Below are 15573 nucleotides of genomic sequence, written 5' to 3' on the forward strand. Positions count from 1 at the left end.
ATATGGCGAAACAAGAATTTATCACTGACCATTTATGTCTGGCAGTTGCCCAGTTAAATCCTGTTGTGGGGGATGTTGCAGGCAATCTTTCTTTGGCAAAAACAGCCTATGACGAGGCTGTTGCCAAGGGCGCTGATATTCTTCTTTTTTCCGAGCTTTTTATCTGCGGTTATCCGCCTGAGGATCTTGTTCTTAAATCGGCGTTTTTATCGGCCTGTGCTAATAGCATTGAAGATTTGGCGCGATATACAAAGGGAAAAGGAACCGCCATTGTTATAGGGATGCCTATCCATAGGGATCATAAGGTCTATAACGGTGCCGTGTTGATTGATGATGGCAATATTATTGCCGATCGCTTGAAGTATGATTTACCCAATTATGGCGAATTTGATGAAAAACGCGTTTTCGAGAAGGGCCCGTATCCTGAGCCGGTTGAGTGGCGCAGTATCAAAATCGGCATGCCGATTTGTGAAGATATTTGGAACGATATTACGATTTGCCATTCTCTCGTAACGGCAGGCGCTGAAATTATTCTGGTTCCCAATGGCTCGCCCTATAGCCGTTCCAAGCCGCAATTGCGACTTCAAATTGTTGAAAAACAGATTGAACAATGTAATCGGCCTGTTATTTATGCCAATCAATTGGGCGGTCAGGACGAGCTGGTTTTTGATGGCGGTTCTTTTGCTTTTAATGGTGATGGTTCTCTGGCTTTCCAGATGAAGCATTTTGAAAGCCAGATCGGCATCAGCCATTGGAAAAAACATGATAATCAATGGCAATGTATCGAAGGCCCGCAAGAGACACTTTATGATGGTCTTGCTGCCGATTATCGTGCCTGTGTTTTGGGTTTTGGCGATTATGTCAATAAAAATGGGTTCAAGGACGTTGTATTAGGCCTTTCCGGTGGTGTGGACTCGGCCATTTGTGCGGTTATGGCTGTTGATGCCTTGGGTGTAGATCGTGTACGTACCATTATGCTTCCCTATCATTATACATCACAGGAATCCTTCAAGGATGCCGAAGATTGCGCCAAGGCGTTGGGATGTCTTTACGAGACCATACCGATTTTTCAACCGGTTGAAGGCTTTCTCAAAGCGCTTGAACCGATTTTTAAAGACACAGATAGCGGCGTTACTGAAGAAAACCTGCAAAGTCGGACACGTGGTACCATTTTGATGGCAGTGTCCAACAAATTCGGTTCCATGGTTGTTACAACAGGCAATAAGTCGGAAATGTCGGTTGGTTATTGTACGCTTTATGGCGATATGAATGGTGGTTTCAATCCGATAAAGGATCTTTATAAAATGCAAGTTTATGCGCTGTGTGATTGGCGTAATAAAAATAAGCCTGACTATATGTTGGGACCAAAAGGTATTGTTATTCCGCAAAATATTATTGATAAGGCACCTTCAGCAGAATTGCGTGAAAACCAGACGGATCAGGATAGTCTGCCGCCATATCCGGTGCTTGATGATATTCTGAAATGTTTGGTTGAGAAAGAAATGGGCGTTGATGAAATTGTCGGGCGCGGGCATGCGCGGGCAGTGGTTGAACGAATTGAGCATTTGCTTTATCTATCCGAATATAAACGCCGTCAATCTGCGCCTGGTGTCAAAATATCGCATAAGAACTTTGGCCGCGATCGCCGCTATCCCATTACCAATCGTTTCCGCGACAAAAATAGAGCATAATCCCCATGGTTAAAGTACGTTTCGCTCCTTCGCCCACCGGTTATATTCATATCGGCAATACACGTATTGCGCTATTTAACTGGCTTTATGCCCAGCAAAATAACGGAAAATTTGTGTTGCGCTACGATGATACCGATCAGGAGCGCTCTGAGCAGCGTTATATTGATGCTATTGCCGAAGATATTGACTGGTTGGGTATAAAGCCCGATCAGGTGGAGTATCAATCCAAGCGGTTTTCATCTTATGACAAGATTGTAGAGGGGCTGAAAGAAAAGGGGCTGCTTTATCCATGTTATGAGACGCCGGAAGAGCTGGAACGGCGCCGTAAAATAAGGTTGTCTCGTAAATTGCCACCGGTATATGGGCGTGAAGCCTTGCAAATGAGCGATGAGCAAAGAAAAGCTTATGAGGCAGAAGGGCGTAAGCCTCATTGGCGTTTTTTGCTCCCTAATTTTGAAAGTAGCCCTTTTGAAACACGACGTAGCGAAGTGCAGTGGAATGATCTGGTACGTGGTCCTCAGACTATTGATCTGGCCTCGATGTCAGATCCGGTGCTCGTGCGTGGTGATGGCACCTATCTTTATACGCTACCATCGGTTGTTGATGATATGGATATGGAGATTACCCATATTATTCGTGGTGATGATCATGTTACCAATACCGGCGTGCAGATTGCTATTTTTGAAGCGCTTGGCGGCAAAGTGCCGACATTTGGCCATATCAATCTCCTGACGACTTCATCCGGCGAGGGCCTTTCCAAACGCAAGGGTGCGCTTTCTATTCGTGGGTTGCATGAAGATGGTTTTGAACCAATGGCCGTAGCCTCACTTGCAACCTTGATCGGTACATCGGAGAATGTAATAGCCTATCCGACGATGGAAGTGTTGGCACAACATTTTGATCTAACCGCCACATCTAAATCTGCTGCCAAGTTTGATCCTGCTGATCTTGGTAATCTTAATCGTCCTCTTGTCCACGGCTATTCTTATGAAGATGTGGCAGAGCGGCTCGAGCGTTTGGGTATTTACGGCGAGAAAGCAAAAGATTTTTGGACAATTATCCAGGGCAATATTGATAAGGTCAATGATACGGTTCATTGGTGGCCGATTGTTTCAGATGCCGACCAATCATTTATATCACTGCTCAATAGCGAAGATCAGGAATTTATAGCTGTTGCCGCTGCTCTTTTGCCATCGGCGCCATTTAATCAGGAAAGTTGGAAGAATTGGACTTCTGTATTGAAAGAAAAGACAGGACGTAAGGGAAAAGAACTTTTTATGCCTTTGCGAGTAGCCTTGACCGGCCATCAGCATGGCCCTGAAATGGCTGGTCTATTGGTTTTAATTGGACACGAAGTTGTGCTGAAACGGTTGGCCGCCGGATGATCTTATTTTTTGAAGGTTGGTTCGATGAGCATAAAGGCCGGTACGTCTTCACCAAAACCTAAGGGAGCAGGATCGTCACGCTCTTCAGGGCGTGATTTGCGAATGGGCTTTGGTGGGGTCGTTTGTTTTTCAGGCGCCGGTTTGGTTTCCTGCAGTTCTTCAATCTTCTTTTGAGGTGGCGATTTTTTATCGCTTTTGCGAGTATTTCTTTTATGGCGGGTATCTGTTCCCTCTTCCGTCGTCGCTAGTAGCGTCGAGAGGTCGCCATCCAGCCATTCGAGCTTTTCTTTGCTCATGGATTCAATTGCATCGACATATTTTTTGTCGGATTTTGTGACAATAGTAAAAGCCTTGCCAAGACGTCCGGCACGACCGGTACGTCCAATACGGTGGACATAGTCTTCGGCATGGATCGGTACATCGAAATTGAAAACATGGCTGACATCGGGAATATCCAGTCCACGTGCGGCTACATCAGAGGCCACAAGGAGCTTGAGCTTATTATCTTTGAAGTTAGCCAGCATCGTCATGCGGGACCGCTGATCCATATCGCCATGAAGCGCACCGGCGCTGAAATCATGTTTGACCAATGAACGAAAGAGTTCCGAGACATCCTTTTTGCGATTGCAGAAGATAATCGCATTTTTCAGTTCACTACCTTCTTTTTTGATCAGGTCACGTAAAACCGCACGTTTATCCCATGCTTTGGAACCGGATTTGACCAGTTTTTGGGTAATGGTTTTGGCTGTAGAAGATGCTTGGGCGACTTCGACACGAACGGGTGAATGAAGGAATTGCTCTGTCAGTTTGGTAATTTCCGGTGGCATCGTTGCTGAAAAAAACAGTGTCTGACGGGTGAACGGAATAAGCTTGCAAATGTGTTCAATATCAGGAATGAAGCCCATATCAAGCATACGGTCGGCCTCGTCAATAACAAGAACTTCAACACCTGTTAGCAGCAATTTTCCCCGTTCAAAATGATCCAGAAGGCGTCCGGGCGTTGCTATCAAGACATCAACGCCACGCTCAAGCTTGCGATCTTGATCCTCAAAGGAAACGCCGCCAATAAGAAGAGCCATATTCAGGCGGTTGTTGATGCCGTATTTATCAAAATTTTCACCAACTTGCGCGGCCAATTCTCTTGTGGGTTCAAGAATAAGCGTACGTGGCATACGGGCTCTTGCCCGCCCTTTTTCAAGCAGAGTCAACATCGGCAATACAAAGGAGGCTGTTTTTCCTGTTCCGGTTTGGGCGATGCCGAGCACATCCTTGCGTTGTAAGACATGCGGGATGGCTCCAGCCTGAATAGGCGTTGGATTTTCATAACCCGCTGCGGTGACGGCTTGAAGAACTTTATCGGAAAGGCCCAGATCGGCGAAAGTTGTCAATGCTAAGAATACTTCTCTTCAGGGAGTTGAACATGTGCAGAATACGACTTTTAAAGTCAAATATTTGCAAAAAATGCGTTAAGCTTTAATGGCGTTAAGCCGCTGGCGCATAAAAGTCAACCTTTGCACATAAAAGCACACGTTTTTATAAGCTTTTGATCCTTTTTGTGGTGTTTTAGTAACGGAATTGTTCAGAAAGAATGCGTTCATCCCATGAATGGTTGGGGTCAAAGAGGACAGAAGCTGTCATATCAGGGGCTGATGATATGGTAACACAGCGTACAGATTTGACTTCAACATTGTCGGCTGCGGCATTGACTGGACGTTTATTGGCTTCCAGCATATCGAAACGTACTGTAACAGTATCGGGAAGCAAGGCACCGTGCCAGCGGCGTGGCCGGAACGGACTGACAGGTGTGAGTGCCATCAGTGGAGACATTAGTGGCAAAATAGGGCCTTGTGCCGAGAGATTATAGGCTGTCGATCCTGCGGGTGTGGCAACCATGATGCCGTCGCAAATCAACTCTTCCATACGAACTTTTTCATCAACGCTTATTTTAATCTTGGCAGCCTGATAGGACTGGCGAAAGAGAGAGACTTCATTGATGGCCAGAGCCTCTATACGACCGTCAACATCGGAATCGGCGATCATACGTAAGGGTCGGATTTCTTCGCGGTGGGTTGCAGATATGCGTGCCAGCAAATCGTCTTCACTATATTCATTCATCAAAAAGCCGATTGAACCGCGGTTCATGCCATAAATCGGTTTGGCCGTATTCATATAGTCACGTACAATTTGCAGCATCGTTCCATCGCCGCCTAAAGCGACAATAACATCTGCTGTAGCCACATCGGTTTGGCCGTAGCGTTCTATCAGGTTTTTACGTGCTTTATGGGCTTCATCCGTATCAGCGGCAATAAAACAGAGTTTTTCAATTTGTTTGTTCATGCGTGGAGATAATCACAGTTCGTATGAATAGAAAAGGCGCTTTTTCAATCATTAGGAAAATCAAGGTCGATATCAAGGATGGGAGCGCTATGGCTAATCCATCCGGCTAAGATGAGATCAATATCGTGTATCGTAATAGCTATATTGATTCATGCTTTTGATTTTGTCATGGGGCGTGATGTGGTAAATAACTTTTCGGCAGGTGTGCTTGGGTGTTCAAACAATCTTTGGAGCGTTTGGAAAGCGGTTTTGGATGTCTTGCTGAAAAAGGTGGCGCGTCTTTTGGAAATAAAAAGGCCGGTATATTTTTCCGGCCTTCTTTTTTTACTTGGGATCGATCAGAATGCCCAGTCATCATCGGTTGTTGCAACTGCTTTACCGATTACATAGGAAGAGCCCGAGCCGGAGAAGAAGTCGTGATTTTCATCCGAGTTGGGTGAAAGGGCTGAAAGTATTGCCGGATTGACACGGGCTGTCTCTGGCGGAAATAGTGGTTCAAAACCAAGATTCATCAATGCCTTATTGGCGTTGTAATGAAGGAATACTTTAACGTCTTCGGTCAGGCCGATACCATCATAAAGCTCTTCAGTATATTTACATTCAATATCATAAAGGTCGAGCAGCAGACCGAAAGAGAAATCTTTCAGTTCTTGCTTTTCTTTAGCCTTGAGTTTTTCATAGGCCAGCTGAAATTTATAGCCGATATAATAGCCATGGACCGCTTCATCACGAATGATAAGACGGATAAGGTCGGCTGTGTTGGTGAGTTTTGCACGGCTTGACCAATACATTGGCAGGTAAAAGCCTGAATAGAACAAAAAGCTTTCTAGAAAAACAGAAGCGATTTTTTTCAAGAGCGGATTGTCTGCACGATAGCGTTCAAGAATGAGCTGAGCTTTTTTCTGTAGATGAATATTTTCACGTGACCAGCGATAAGCAGCATCAACATCGGGTGTTGAACACAGTGTGGAGAAAATCGATGAATAGGAGCGTGCATGTACGGCTTCCATGAAGGCAATATTGGTCAATACCGCTTCTTCATGGGGTGTAATCGCATCCGGCATCAATGCTACGGCACCGACATTGTTCTGGATTGTATCAAGTAATGTCAGGCCAGTGAAAACGCGAATTGTCAAAGTTTGCTCATCCGGTGTCAGGCTATTCCATGACGGGATATCATTTGATAGCGGGACTTTTTCTGGCAGCCAGAAATTACCGGTCAGTCGATTCCACACTTCAAGGTCTTTTTCGTCCTCAATGCGGTTCCAGTTAATTGCTTCAATCATGTTGTTTTGGTGGGGTGTGGTGGTATTCATTTTTTCCTCACAAGCAGCTCTTACAGCGAACAGGATACACAACCTTCAACTTCGGTACCGTTCAAGGCCATTTGGCGTAAACGGATGTAGTAGATGGTCTTAACGCCCTTTTTCCATGCGTAGATCTGCGCTTTATTGATGTCTCGGGTTGTCGCCGTATCCGGGAAGAACAGTGTCAGAGATAATCCCTGATCGACATGTTGTGTTGCTGCTGCATAGACGTCAATGATTTTTTCAGGACCGATTTCATAAGCATCCTGATAATACTCCAGATTATCATTGGTCATATAGGGAGCAGGATAATAGACGCGCCCGATTTGGCCTTCTTTGCGAATTTCAATCTTCGATACAATTGGATGAATCGAGGATGTCGAGTGGTTGATATAGGAAATTGAACCGGTCGGTGGGACTGCCTGCAGATTGCGGTTATAAAGTCCATGTTTGGCAACCAGAGCTTTCAGCTTTTCCCAATCTTCTTGCGTTGGGATTGCAATGCCGGCTTCTTCAAACAGCTTTTTGATTTTTGCGTGTTTGGGCTTCCAAGACTTGTTGATATATTTGTCAAAGAATGTTCCGCTGGCATAGGTCGACTTTTCAAAGCCGGCAAATTTTTCTTTGCGTTCTTTGGCAATTAGATTGGATGCTCTGAGAGCGTGATAGGTGATGGTATAAAAATAAATATTGGTAAAATCGACAGATTCCGGTGAACCATAATAGATACGACTTTTGGCAAGAAAACCGTGAAGATTCATCTGACCAAGACCGATGGCATGACTTTGCGCATTTCCTTTGGCAATGGATGGTACACAGGAGATATCGCTCATATCGGAAACAGCAGAAAGCGCACGAATAGCGGTTTCGACTGTCTGGCCAAAATCAGGAGATTCCATGGTCTTGGCAATATTAAGGGATGCCAGATTACAGGAAATATCGGTTCCTATATGTTCATAATTCAGGTCAGTTTCTAAAACACTCGGTTCGCTGACTTGCAGGATTTCCGAGCAAAGATTGCTCATCGAGATACGGCCATCAATCGGATTGAGTTTATTGGCTGTATCTTCAAATAATATATAGGGATAGCCGGATTCAAATTGGATTTCGGCAATCGTTTGGAAGAATTCGCGGGCATTGATCTTTTTTTTGCGGATACGCGGATCATCGACGAATTCGCGGTAATGGTCGGAAAGTGCGATATCGCTAAATGGCTTGCCGGTGACATTTTCAACGTCATAGGGCGAGAAGAGATACATATCTTCATTATTTTTGGCAAGCTCGAAGGTGATATCGGGAATAACAACACCCAAAGACAAGGTTTTAATGCGGATTTTTTCATCGGCATTTTCACGTTTTGTATCAAGGAAACGCATAATGTCAGGATGATGGGCATTAAGATAGACCGCGCCGGCACCTTGACGTGCCCCAAGTTGGTTGGCGTAAGAAAACGCGTCTTCCAAAAGCTTCATGACCGGAATAACGCCGGATGACTGGTTTTCGATTTTCTTGATTGGTGCACCGGCTTCACGCAAATTGGTCAAGCATAATGCTACGCCGCCGCCGCGCTTTGAAAGCTGTAGGGCGGAATTGATCGACCGACCGATTGATTCCATATTGTCTTCAATGCGCAGCAGAAAGCAGGAAACAAGCTCGCCACGTTGTTTTTTGCCAGCATTGAGGAAGGTCGGTGTCGCCGGCTGGAAGCGGCCGGAGATAATCTCGTCCACCATTTTTTCAGCCAGTTTTTTGTCGCCGCGTGCCAGAGCCAGCGCGACCAGACATACGCGGTCTTCATAGCGTTCCAGATAACGTTTGCCGTCAAATGTTTTTAGTGTGTAGCTGGTGTAGTATTTAAAAGCGCCAAGAAATGTCGGAAAACGGAATTTATGTGCATAGGCACGTTTGAAAAGATTTTTGATGAAAGGAAAGTCATAAGCATCAAGCACATTCTTTTCATAATATCCTTCATCAACCAGATAATCGAGCTTTTCCTTCAAATTATGAAAGAAAACCGTGTTTTGGTTGACATGTTGAAGAAAATAGTGACGAGCGGCCAGCTTATCCTTGTCGAATTGAATGTGGCCTTGCTCGTCATAGAGATTGAGCATGGCATTCAGCGCGTGATAATCTGGCTCTTGTGCAAGCGATGACGAACGGTTCATGGTTGTTTTTTCCAAAATTCTTCTAATCCGTGTTTCACGCGGTCGACATCGTCGGGTGTTCCGCGCAGTTCAAAGCGATAAAGGCATGGTACATTGCATTTTTTTGCAATGACATCGCCTGCAAGGGCATAAGCCCAGCCGAAATTGCGATTACCGCCTGCGATCACACCGCGCAGCAAAGCGCGATTGTGTTCATCGTTTAAAAAGCTGATAACAGCTTTATGGACTGCGCCAAGTCCTTCACCATCGGCATAGGTCGGCACCACCATAACATAGGGTTCATAGACCCGCTCTCCCGGCTTGTCTTTTTCAATCCGGAAGAGAGGTTGATCGAGTCGTTTTACAAAGTGATGGGTGTTGCCGGTTGCGCTTGAATAGTAAACCAGCAGGCTCATTAGTGTGCAAGCCGGTTAATCATATCAGGGCGGAAGCCTGCCCAGTGATCTTCACCGGCTACGACAACCGGCACCTGACGATAACCAAGCGATTGCACATATGAATAGGCATCTTGGTCTTCAGAAATATCTACAACCTGATAATCGAGGCCTTTATTGTCCAGTGCACGATAGGTAGCATTGCATTGAACACAAGACGGTTTGGAATAGATTGTAATAGTCATGGTGCAGTCTTTCATTATCTAAAGGAGCGGATCCATCCGCCCGTGTAAAAGTTTTCTCATAGTAAGCACTACAAATTTAACACTACATTGCGACTAGACGCTTGAGATCAGATTCTTTTCTTGTGAAATAACTCAATTCTCTTCCCTCTTCACAAGAACTTCATTCCGAGCCTTAACAAAAAATACCCCACGAGTTGTTGGGTACTCTACCCTCACGCCAACAACCCTATATTTATTCCAGTCTATCAATGTCTTTGCTGAAGGCCATCCTTACAAAAAAGCGGTCGCACACCAACGCCACTGCAATATATTCCAGCGGTGTTCATGTATAATATCAACCAACAAATTCGCGGTATGGCTCTAAGTTGGGCTGAAAAACAACCTTTCCTAGACTTCCTTTTTCTTTTCCACTCAATACGAATCAAAAAGAACCTTCGAACACTAGATATAGTATTGATCGTGAAAAAAACGTCAAGATACATATGTTATTTTGTGAAGAAGAATGATGGAAAAATGTCGTTTTTCAATTCTTTTCCGTGTTCATATAGCACTAAAAACGGATCAAAAAAAAGAAAACTTCTGGATTTTTAATCCGTTATTGACGGCAAATTTTGTCCTGTGAATATCGTGGAAAACTTTCCTGTGATTTTATATCTTTTCAAAATTATATGATGTCCGGATAAAATAGACTAGGTTCGATCTGGATAAGGGCAAGTGACTTTGTGTTAAAGCTGAATATTATGTAGGGTATGGGTTATATGTATCAATGCTTTTGCATGCCATACCGATATCAGAGTTAAAATAGTAGGGATAGGATATTGAAAAGTTTAAAGTTCCACCTCATCGACAAAGTGACGTTCTGGGGCTCTGTCGTTTTGTTATTGGCGGTAACATTACCGCTTGTGTTCTTTCCTGAAATGGGGGCGCAGTGGGTGGGAGTTGCTAAAGCTTTCATGACCGATAAGCTCGGGTTCCTTTATCTTCTGCTTGGTCTTGTATCCTTTTTCTTTATGATTTTTGTGATCTTTTCCGATATCGGGCAGATCAAATTGGGTGAGCCGGATGAAGATGTTGAGTTTGGCACCATGTCTTGGGCAGCCATGTTGTTTTGTGGAGGTATAGGGGCATCTATCCTTTATTGGGGAACGATTGAATGGGCCTATTATATCATAACACCACCTTTCAATCTTGAGCCGGGTAGTCATGAAGCTTATCGTTGGGCAACCACTTATGGCCTTTTCCATTGGGGCTTTGTTGCTTGGGCCATTTATCTTGTCCCAGCTTTGCCTATTGCCTACTTCTTTTATGTGCGTCAGCAACCGGCGTTAAAAATCTCGATGTCTCTTATGCCGGTATTGGGTGAAGAACGCAGCAAGGGGCTTATTGGTAAAATTGTAGATATCCTGTTTGTTTTTGGTATGTTGGGTGGTGGTGCAACAACGCTTGGTCTCGCCGCGCCTCTCATCACCGAAGGTTTGCACCACTTGTTCGGCATACCCAAAACGATTACCGTACAGCTTTGTATTCTTCTGCTATGTACATGCATTTTTGCCTATTCCTCCTATGCCGGTATGGAAAAGGGCATTAAATTTCTTTCTAATATAAATTTCTGGGGCGCTATGGGCTTTTTGCTTTTTGTGCTTTTAGCCGGCCCGACAGTTTTTATGCTCAATACCGGCCTTGATGCTTTCGGACACATGTTGACGAATTTCTTTCGCATGGCAACATGGACGGAGCCTTTTGGTGGGATGGGTGATTTTGATCGTACGCATTTTCCACAAAACTGGACAATATTCTATTGGGCATGGTGGCTGGTTTTTGCTCCCAGTATGGGGCTGTTTATAGCCCGCATCTCGCGTGGGCGTACCATTAAGCAGATGGTTGTGGGATCAATCTTTTTTGGTTCTATCGGTTGTTTTCTGTTTTTCATCATCTTGGGTAATTACAGTTTGTCGCTGCAATTAAACGGTGTTGTTGATGTTATCGGCATCTTGAAGCGTGAAAGCCCGACAGCGGCTATTTTTGCCACGCTGGAACAACTACCATTCAGTTATATGGTAATCTTGGTCTTCACACTTTTATGCGTTATATTCACGGCCACAACTTTTGATTCAATTTCCTATATTCTCGCTGCTGTGGTGCAGAAAAAGGTTGTTCATGAACCATTGCGCTGGAATAGGCTTTTTTGGGCTTTTGCCTTGTCCTTTATGCCCGGTGTTCTGTTGTTTCTGGGCGGTCTTGGCACATTGCAAACGGCAGCTATTGTTGGCGGTCTGCCGCTGTTGTTTATAACCTGCCTGCAGATGGTGTCGATTGTTAAAGCGGCCAATTTTGATCTGCGCAATCAGGAAGATTATTCCGACCCGATTATCCATATCAGTGATTCCAATACGATGGATCCTTGGTCGAAAGAGGGGGTTGCTTTGGCAAAATTCGAACAGATGCGAGACAAGGCTATGGAAGCGGCTGAAATTGAGCGTGATGCCAATCGTGATTTGGCCAAGGTTCGTAAGAAAATACGTGCTCTGGCGCTTGAGTGGGATGCGGATGTATCTGAGCATACCATACCGCAAGAATTACAGGATGAATTGCAGCGCCTTTCAAATACGCTGCAAAAAGCCAAGGAAGCCAAACTTGAAGCTTCTCAGGCGGCCCAGCAGGCACGTGTTGAATTCACCCAATTGATGCGGGAGAAAGAAGAACAAGAATCCTGATTGCTCTTAATGTGACGGCTTTATCCGTAGCGTATGGCAACAAGCGTAAAGGCCGGTGAGGGTGCGGCGCTGGGGTCATAGGTAATTGGGATAATATGGGATAATAAAGGTGAGAGCTTGAAAAGGGTAGGCGCCCTTCTTTTCAGAAAATACTGAGTGGCAGATTGTTCTAATTTATTGGTAAACCATTACATAAGTAATCCAATCAAAATAGGTAGAATTTTCTCTTGTTTGAAAACACAAATTGTCTAAAAGCATTTGAAGACGGACAGCAAAAAGAAAAAGACATTATAAGATTACAAGTACAGCTTAGTCGTGAAAAACAGTTTAACCGCAAGGTTGAGATTAATAGTGAATTGAAGAAACAGCAAGCCGCGCTTCTGCATTTGCAGGAAAGTGAATAGTAGAAAAGACATAGTTGGGTAAGACAATGGAAAAAATGAAGCTGCATTCGCCGGATTTGAGCCAGCAGAATATCGACAGGATCAAGACATTTTTCCCCAACTGTGTAACGGAAGCAGCGGACGAAAACGGGGATATTGTCCGTTCTATTGATTTCGACTTGCTAAAACAGGAATTGAGCGACCATATCGTCGAAGGGCCACAAGAGCGTTATAGAATTGATTGGCCGGGCAAACGCGAGGCGCTTCTCACCGCCAATGCGCCAATTGCCAAGACATTGCGCCCGGCGCGTGAGGAAAGTGTGGATTTTGATACCACCAAAAATCTCTTTATCGAGGGTGATAATCTTGATGCGCTGAAACTGTTGCAGGAGACCTATCTAAATAAGGTTAAGATGATCTATATCGATCCGCCTTATAATACCGGTAATGATTTCATTTATGAAGATGACTTTGCCGACGATACATCGTCTTATCTGGAACGCTCAAACCAGATTGATGAGGATGGCAATCGGCTGGTGGCCAATACTGACAGCAATGGCCGCTTTCATTCCGATTGGTTAAGCATGATGTATCCGCGCCTGAAACTGGCGCGCAATCTACTGCGCGCTGACGGCGTTATTTTTATATCAATAGATGATAATGAGCAGGCCAACCTCAAACGGCTTTGTGATGAGGTGTTTGGTGCCGAGAATTTTATTGGATGCGCAGGGCGTGTTACTAAGAAAAGTAACAATAAGGGAGATTTTTGGGCGCCAAATTTTGATTATATCATGACCTATGCAAAAGATATAAACTCAACGATAAAATTTTTTGGTGGTGTAAATTATGAAGCATATAATTTGATTGATGAAACGGGCCCCAGAAAAGGGGAAAAATATCAGCTTGTTAGAATGTATATGTCTAGCTTAGAAAATCAAAATCCTGAACAAAGATTTTTTATAACATGTCCAGATGGTTCTAGAATAATACCGCCAGGCGTTACTTTCCCTCCAGAACGTCCACGATTAGGTGATGGTATTTGGCGTTGGACTAAATCAAAAATGGAGGCAGAAGCAGATCGTGTTGTTATAAAAAAAGTTAAATCATCTAATTTGATAACAGAAGATGGAGCGCCAGCTGTGACCTTGCCCCTAACTTATCCCCATTTATAAGTTAGCAATGTTCACATTTTGATCTTTTTTATGCATTTTAGTAAATTCTATGGGGGTTAAACCCTTCAGGCTTGTATGTGGTCTTTTATGGTTGTAGTCATTCCTCCATTCTTCGATAAGGTGGCGTGCATATGTCAAACCAGTAAAAAGATGCTCATTGAGGCATTCGTCACGTAACCTGCCATTGAAGCTTTCAATAAAACCGTTCTGCATTGGCTTTCCCGGTGCAATGTAATGCCATTCGACATTTTTATGCTTTTCCTGCCATTCAAGCATAGCATTGGATGTGAACTCGCTGCCATTGTCACTGACAATCATATTGGGTGCTCCATGGTATTCACAAAGCCTGTCAAGTTCGCGCGCAACACGCTTGCCTGATAGGGAATAATCGATAATCATTGTCAGACATTGCCGGTTGAAGTCATCAATCACATTCAAAAGTCGGAAGCGTCGACCATCAATCAGAGCATCCGAGACAAAGTCGAGGCTCCAACGTTGATTGACATCCTGTGGAATGGTCATTGGTGAACGTGTTCCCAAAGCACGCTTTCGGCCGCCACGTTTGCGCACCTTAAGCTCCTCTTCTCGATAAATACGATAAAGCTTCTTATGATTGACAATAAACCCCTCACGTTGCAGCAGCAGATGCAAACGGCGGTAGCCAAAACGGTGACGTGCCTGCGATAGTTCACGCAGACGTTGGCGCAGAATACCATCATCAGATCGGTGGGATTGATAGCGGTAAACCCGCGGATCAATACCAACCAAATAACAGGCACGGCGTTGCGAATAAGATCGCTCTTCAATCGCCCAGTTCACGGCACTTCTCCTTGAACCAGGCGTTAAAAGTTTTTTGACAGCATCTCGCGCAAGCTCGCCACATCCATAACGCTTTCAGCCAGAAGCTTCTTCAAGCGGGAATTTTCATCTTCAAGCGCTTTTAAGCGCTTGGCATCCGACACTTCCATCCCACCATATTTGGAACGCCATTTATAAAAGGTTGCATCACTAATCCCATGGCGGCGGCATAAATCAACCGCAGTCATGCCACTTTGATGCTCTTTCAATATCCCGATAATTTGCTCTTCGCTAAACCGGCTCTTCTTCATCTCGTTCGTCTCCTAAACAGAAAACAAACTAACTTAATAACGAGGATAATCTAAGGGGCAAGGTCAAAGAGCAGTGCACCCAGATAGACGAACGGGTGGCTATTCTTGAATATGATGGCGGTTTTTCAAGGGAAGAGGCTGAACATATTGCAGCGGAACTGTCGATGTTGACAAATGTTGACATTTTAGAGCGCGCCACCACCGTACCGATGTTGAATAATGTTGAGACATTCAAGTGGTTTAAACCACCCCAGCTTTATCCTGAAATTATCTATGATAGTAAAGCCAAGCCGGATGACGATGAGACCTATTTCAAAGCTCTTCAGCTTCATGGTGCTATGTCATATGGGATGGCCATGCGTGTGCTGGGATGGGGCGGTACTCGTGCAGCCAATGCGGAAGACCGATTGCGTGAAAAGGGACGCATTGCATACAACAAGCAAGGCCGTGCGGTGGCGGTGGATAGTGACACCAGTGGCAAGGCCGTGGCATGATGGGGGGGGGGAGCTTGAAACATTAAAAGCTTGTGGGGAGCCACTACCAGCGTGGGGCTCATGCGTATCTTTTTTATTGATGTTTGATTGTTTTGATTTTCATAGCCTGCAAATGGCAGGGTAAAAGGTTTCCATGAACAGCCTTTTTATAGGCAGTAAGGTTATAACGGCCAGCGCGCTGGTTTTGCTATGCTTTT

Annotated in this window: 11 protein-coding genes and 2 pseudogenes; 6 read left to right on the forward strand and 7 right to left on the reverse strand. The window is 44.7% G+C overall.

The window, feature by feature from the left end; translation table 11 throughout:
- The first annotated feature begins 2 nt into the window (after nucleotides 1-2).
- Nucleotides 3-1691: an NAD+ synthase gene (locus ACYZ97_RS03670; protein WP_473300627.1), complete on the forward strand. Its 1689-nt coding sequence runs from the start codon at nucleotides 3-5 to the stop codon at nucleotides 1689-1691.
- Nucleotides 1692-1696: 5 nt separating this feature from the next.
- Entirely contained in the window at nucleotides 1697-3076 is a 1380-nt protein-coding gene (gene gltX, locus ACYZ97_RS03675) for a glutamate--tRNA ligase (protein WP_473300138.1), read from the forward strand.
- A gap of 193 nt (nucleotides 3077-3269) precedes the next feature.
- On the opposite strand, the pseudogene ACYZ97_RS03680 reads toward gltX, so the two are convergent.
- The 6 genes and pseudogenes from ACYZ97_RS03680 to nrdH form a co-directional block, all read right to left on the reverse strand.
- Nucleotides 3270-4464 (reverse strand): annotated as a pseudogene (locus ACYZ97_RS03680) (DEAD/DEAH box helicase); the annotation flags it as partial.
- A 175-nt stretch (nucleotides 4465-4639) separates the two neighbouring features.
- Entirely contained in the window at nucleotides 4640-5413 is a 774-nt protein-coding gene (locus ACYZ97_RS03685; RefSeq protein ID WP_473300139.1) for an NAD kinase, read from the reverse strand.
- A 338-nt stretch (nucleotides 5414-5751) separates the two neighbouring features.
- The gene (gene nrdF / locus ACYZ97_RS03690; RefSeq protein WP_473300140.1) at nucleotides 5752-6729 is read right to left on the reverse strand and encodes a class 1b ribonucleoside-diphosphate reductase subunit beta; all 978 of its coding nucleotides are present in this window, start codon (nucleotides 6727-6729) and stop codon (nucleotides 5752-5754) included.
- 20 nt (nucleotides 6730-6749) lie between these two features.
- Nucleotides 6750-8885, reverse strand: a complete 2136-nt coding sequence (gene nrdE / locus ACYZ97_RS03695) for a class 1b ribonucleoside-diphosphate reductase subunit alpha (RefSeq protein WP_473300628.1) — start codon at nucleotides 8883-8885, stop codon at nucleotides 6750-6752.
- Nucleotides 8882-9280, reverse strand: a complete 399-nt coding sequence (nrdI, locus tag ACYZ97_RS03700) for a class Ib ribonucleoside-diphosphate reductase assembly flavoprotein NrdI (RefSeq protein WP_473300141.1) — start codon at nucleotides 9278-9280, stop codon at nucleotides 8882-8884. Before nrdI ends, nrdE begins: the two co-directional genes overlap by 4 nt.
- Nucleotides 9280-9504: a glutaredoxin-like protein NrdH gene (gene nrdH / locus ACYZ97_RS03705; RefSeq protein WP_473300142.1), complete on the reverse strand. Its 225-nt coding sequence runs from the start codon at nucleotides 9502-9504 to the stop codon at nucleotides 9280-9282. Before nrdH ends, nrdI begins: the two co-directional genes overlap by 1 nt.
- 818 nt (nucleotides 9505-10322) lie before the next feature.
- On the opposite strand from nrdH, the gene ACYZ97_RS03710 reads away from it, so the two are divergent.
- The 3 genes from ACYZ97_RS03710 (at nucleotide 10323) to ACYZ97_RS03720 (ending at nucleotide 13773) form a co-directional block, all read left to right on the forward strand.
- Nucleotides 10323-12218: a BCCT family transporter gene (locus ACYZ97_RS03710; protein ID WP_473300143.1), complete on the forward strand. Its 1896-nt coding sequence runs from the start codon at nucleotides 10323-10325 to the stop codon at nucleotides 12216-12218.
- A gap of 227 nt (nucleotides 12219-12445) precedes the next feature.
- Nucleotides 12446-12622: a DUF4391 domain-containing protein gene (locus ACYZ97_RS03715; protein ID WP_473300144.1), complete on the forward strand. Its 177-nt coding sequence runs from the start codon at nucleotides 12446-12448 to the stop codon at nucleotides 12620-12622.
- Between the two features lie 173 nt (nucleotides 12623-12795).
- On the forward strand, nucleotides 12796-13773 hold the full coding sequence (locus ACYZ97_RS03720; RefSeq protein WP_473300145.1) for a site-specific DNA-methyltransferase: 978 nt from the start codon (nucleotides 12796-12798) through the stop codon (nucleotides 13771-13773).
- On the opposite strand, the gene ACYZ97_RS03725 is transcribed toward ACYZ97_RS03720, so the two are convergent.
- A protein-coding gene (locus ACYZ97_RS03725) for an IS3 family transposase (protein WP_473299666.1) occupies nucleotides 13768-14882 on the reverse strand; the annotation gives its coding sequence in 2 pieces (ribosomal slippage) (nucleotides 13768-14630 and nucleotides 14630-14882; 1116 coding nt in all). The two genes, ACYZ97_RS03720 and ACYZ97_RS03725, sit on opposite strands and share 6 nt — an antisense overlap.
- A 275-nt stretch (nucleotides 14883-15157) precedes the next feature.
- On the opposite strand from ACYZ97_RS03725, the pseudogene ACYZ97_RS03730 reads away from it, so the two are divergent.
- A pseudogene (locus tag ACYZ97_RS03730) lies at nucleotides 15158-15376 on the forward strand (hypothetical protein); the annotation flags it as partial.
- Between the last annotated feature and the right edge of the window lie 197 nt (nucleotides 15377-15573).

Source organism: Bartonella sp. bp_1, from assembly GCF_055808085.1.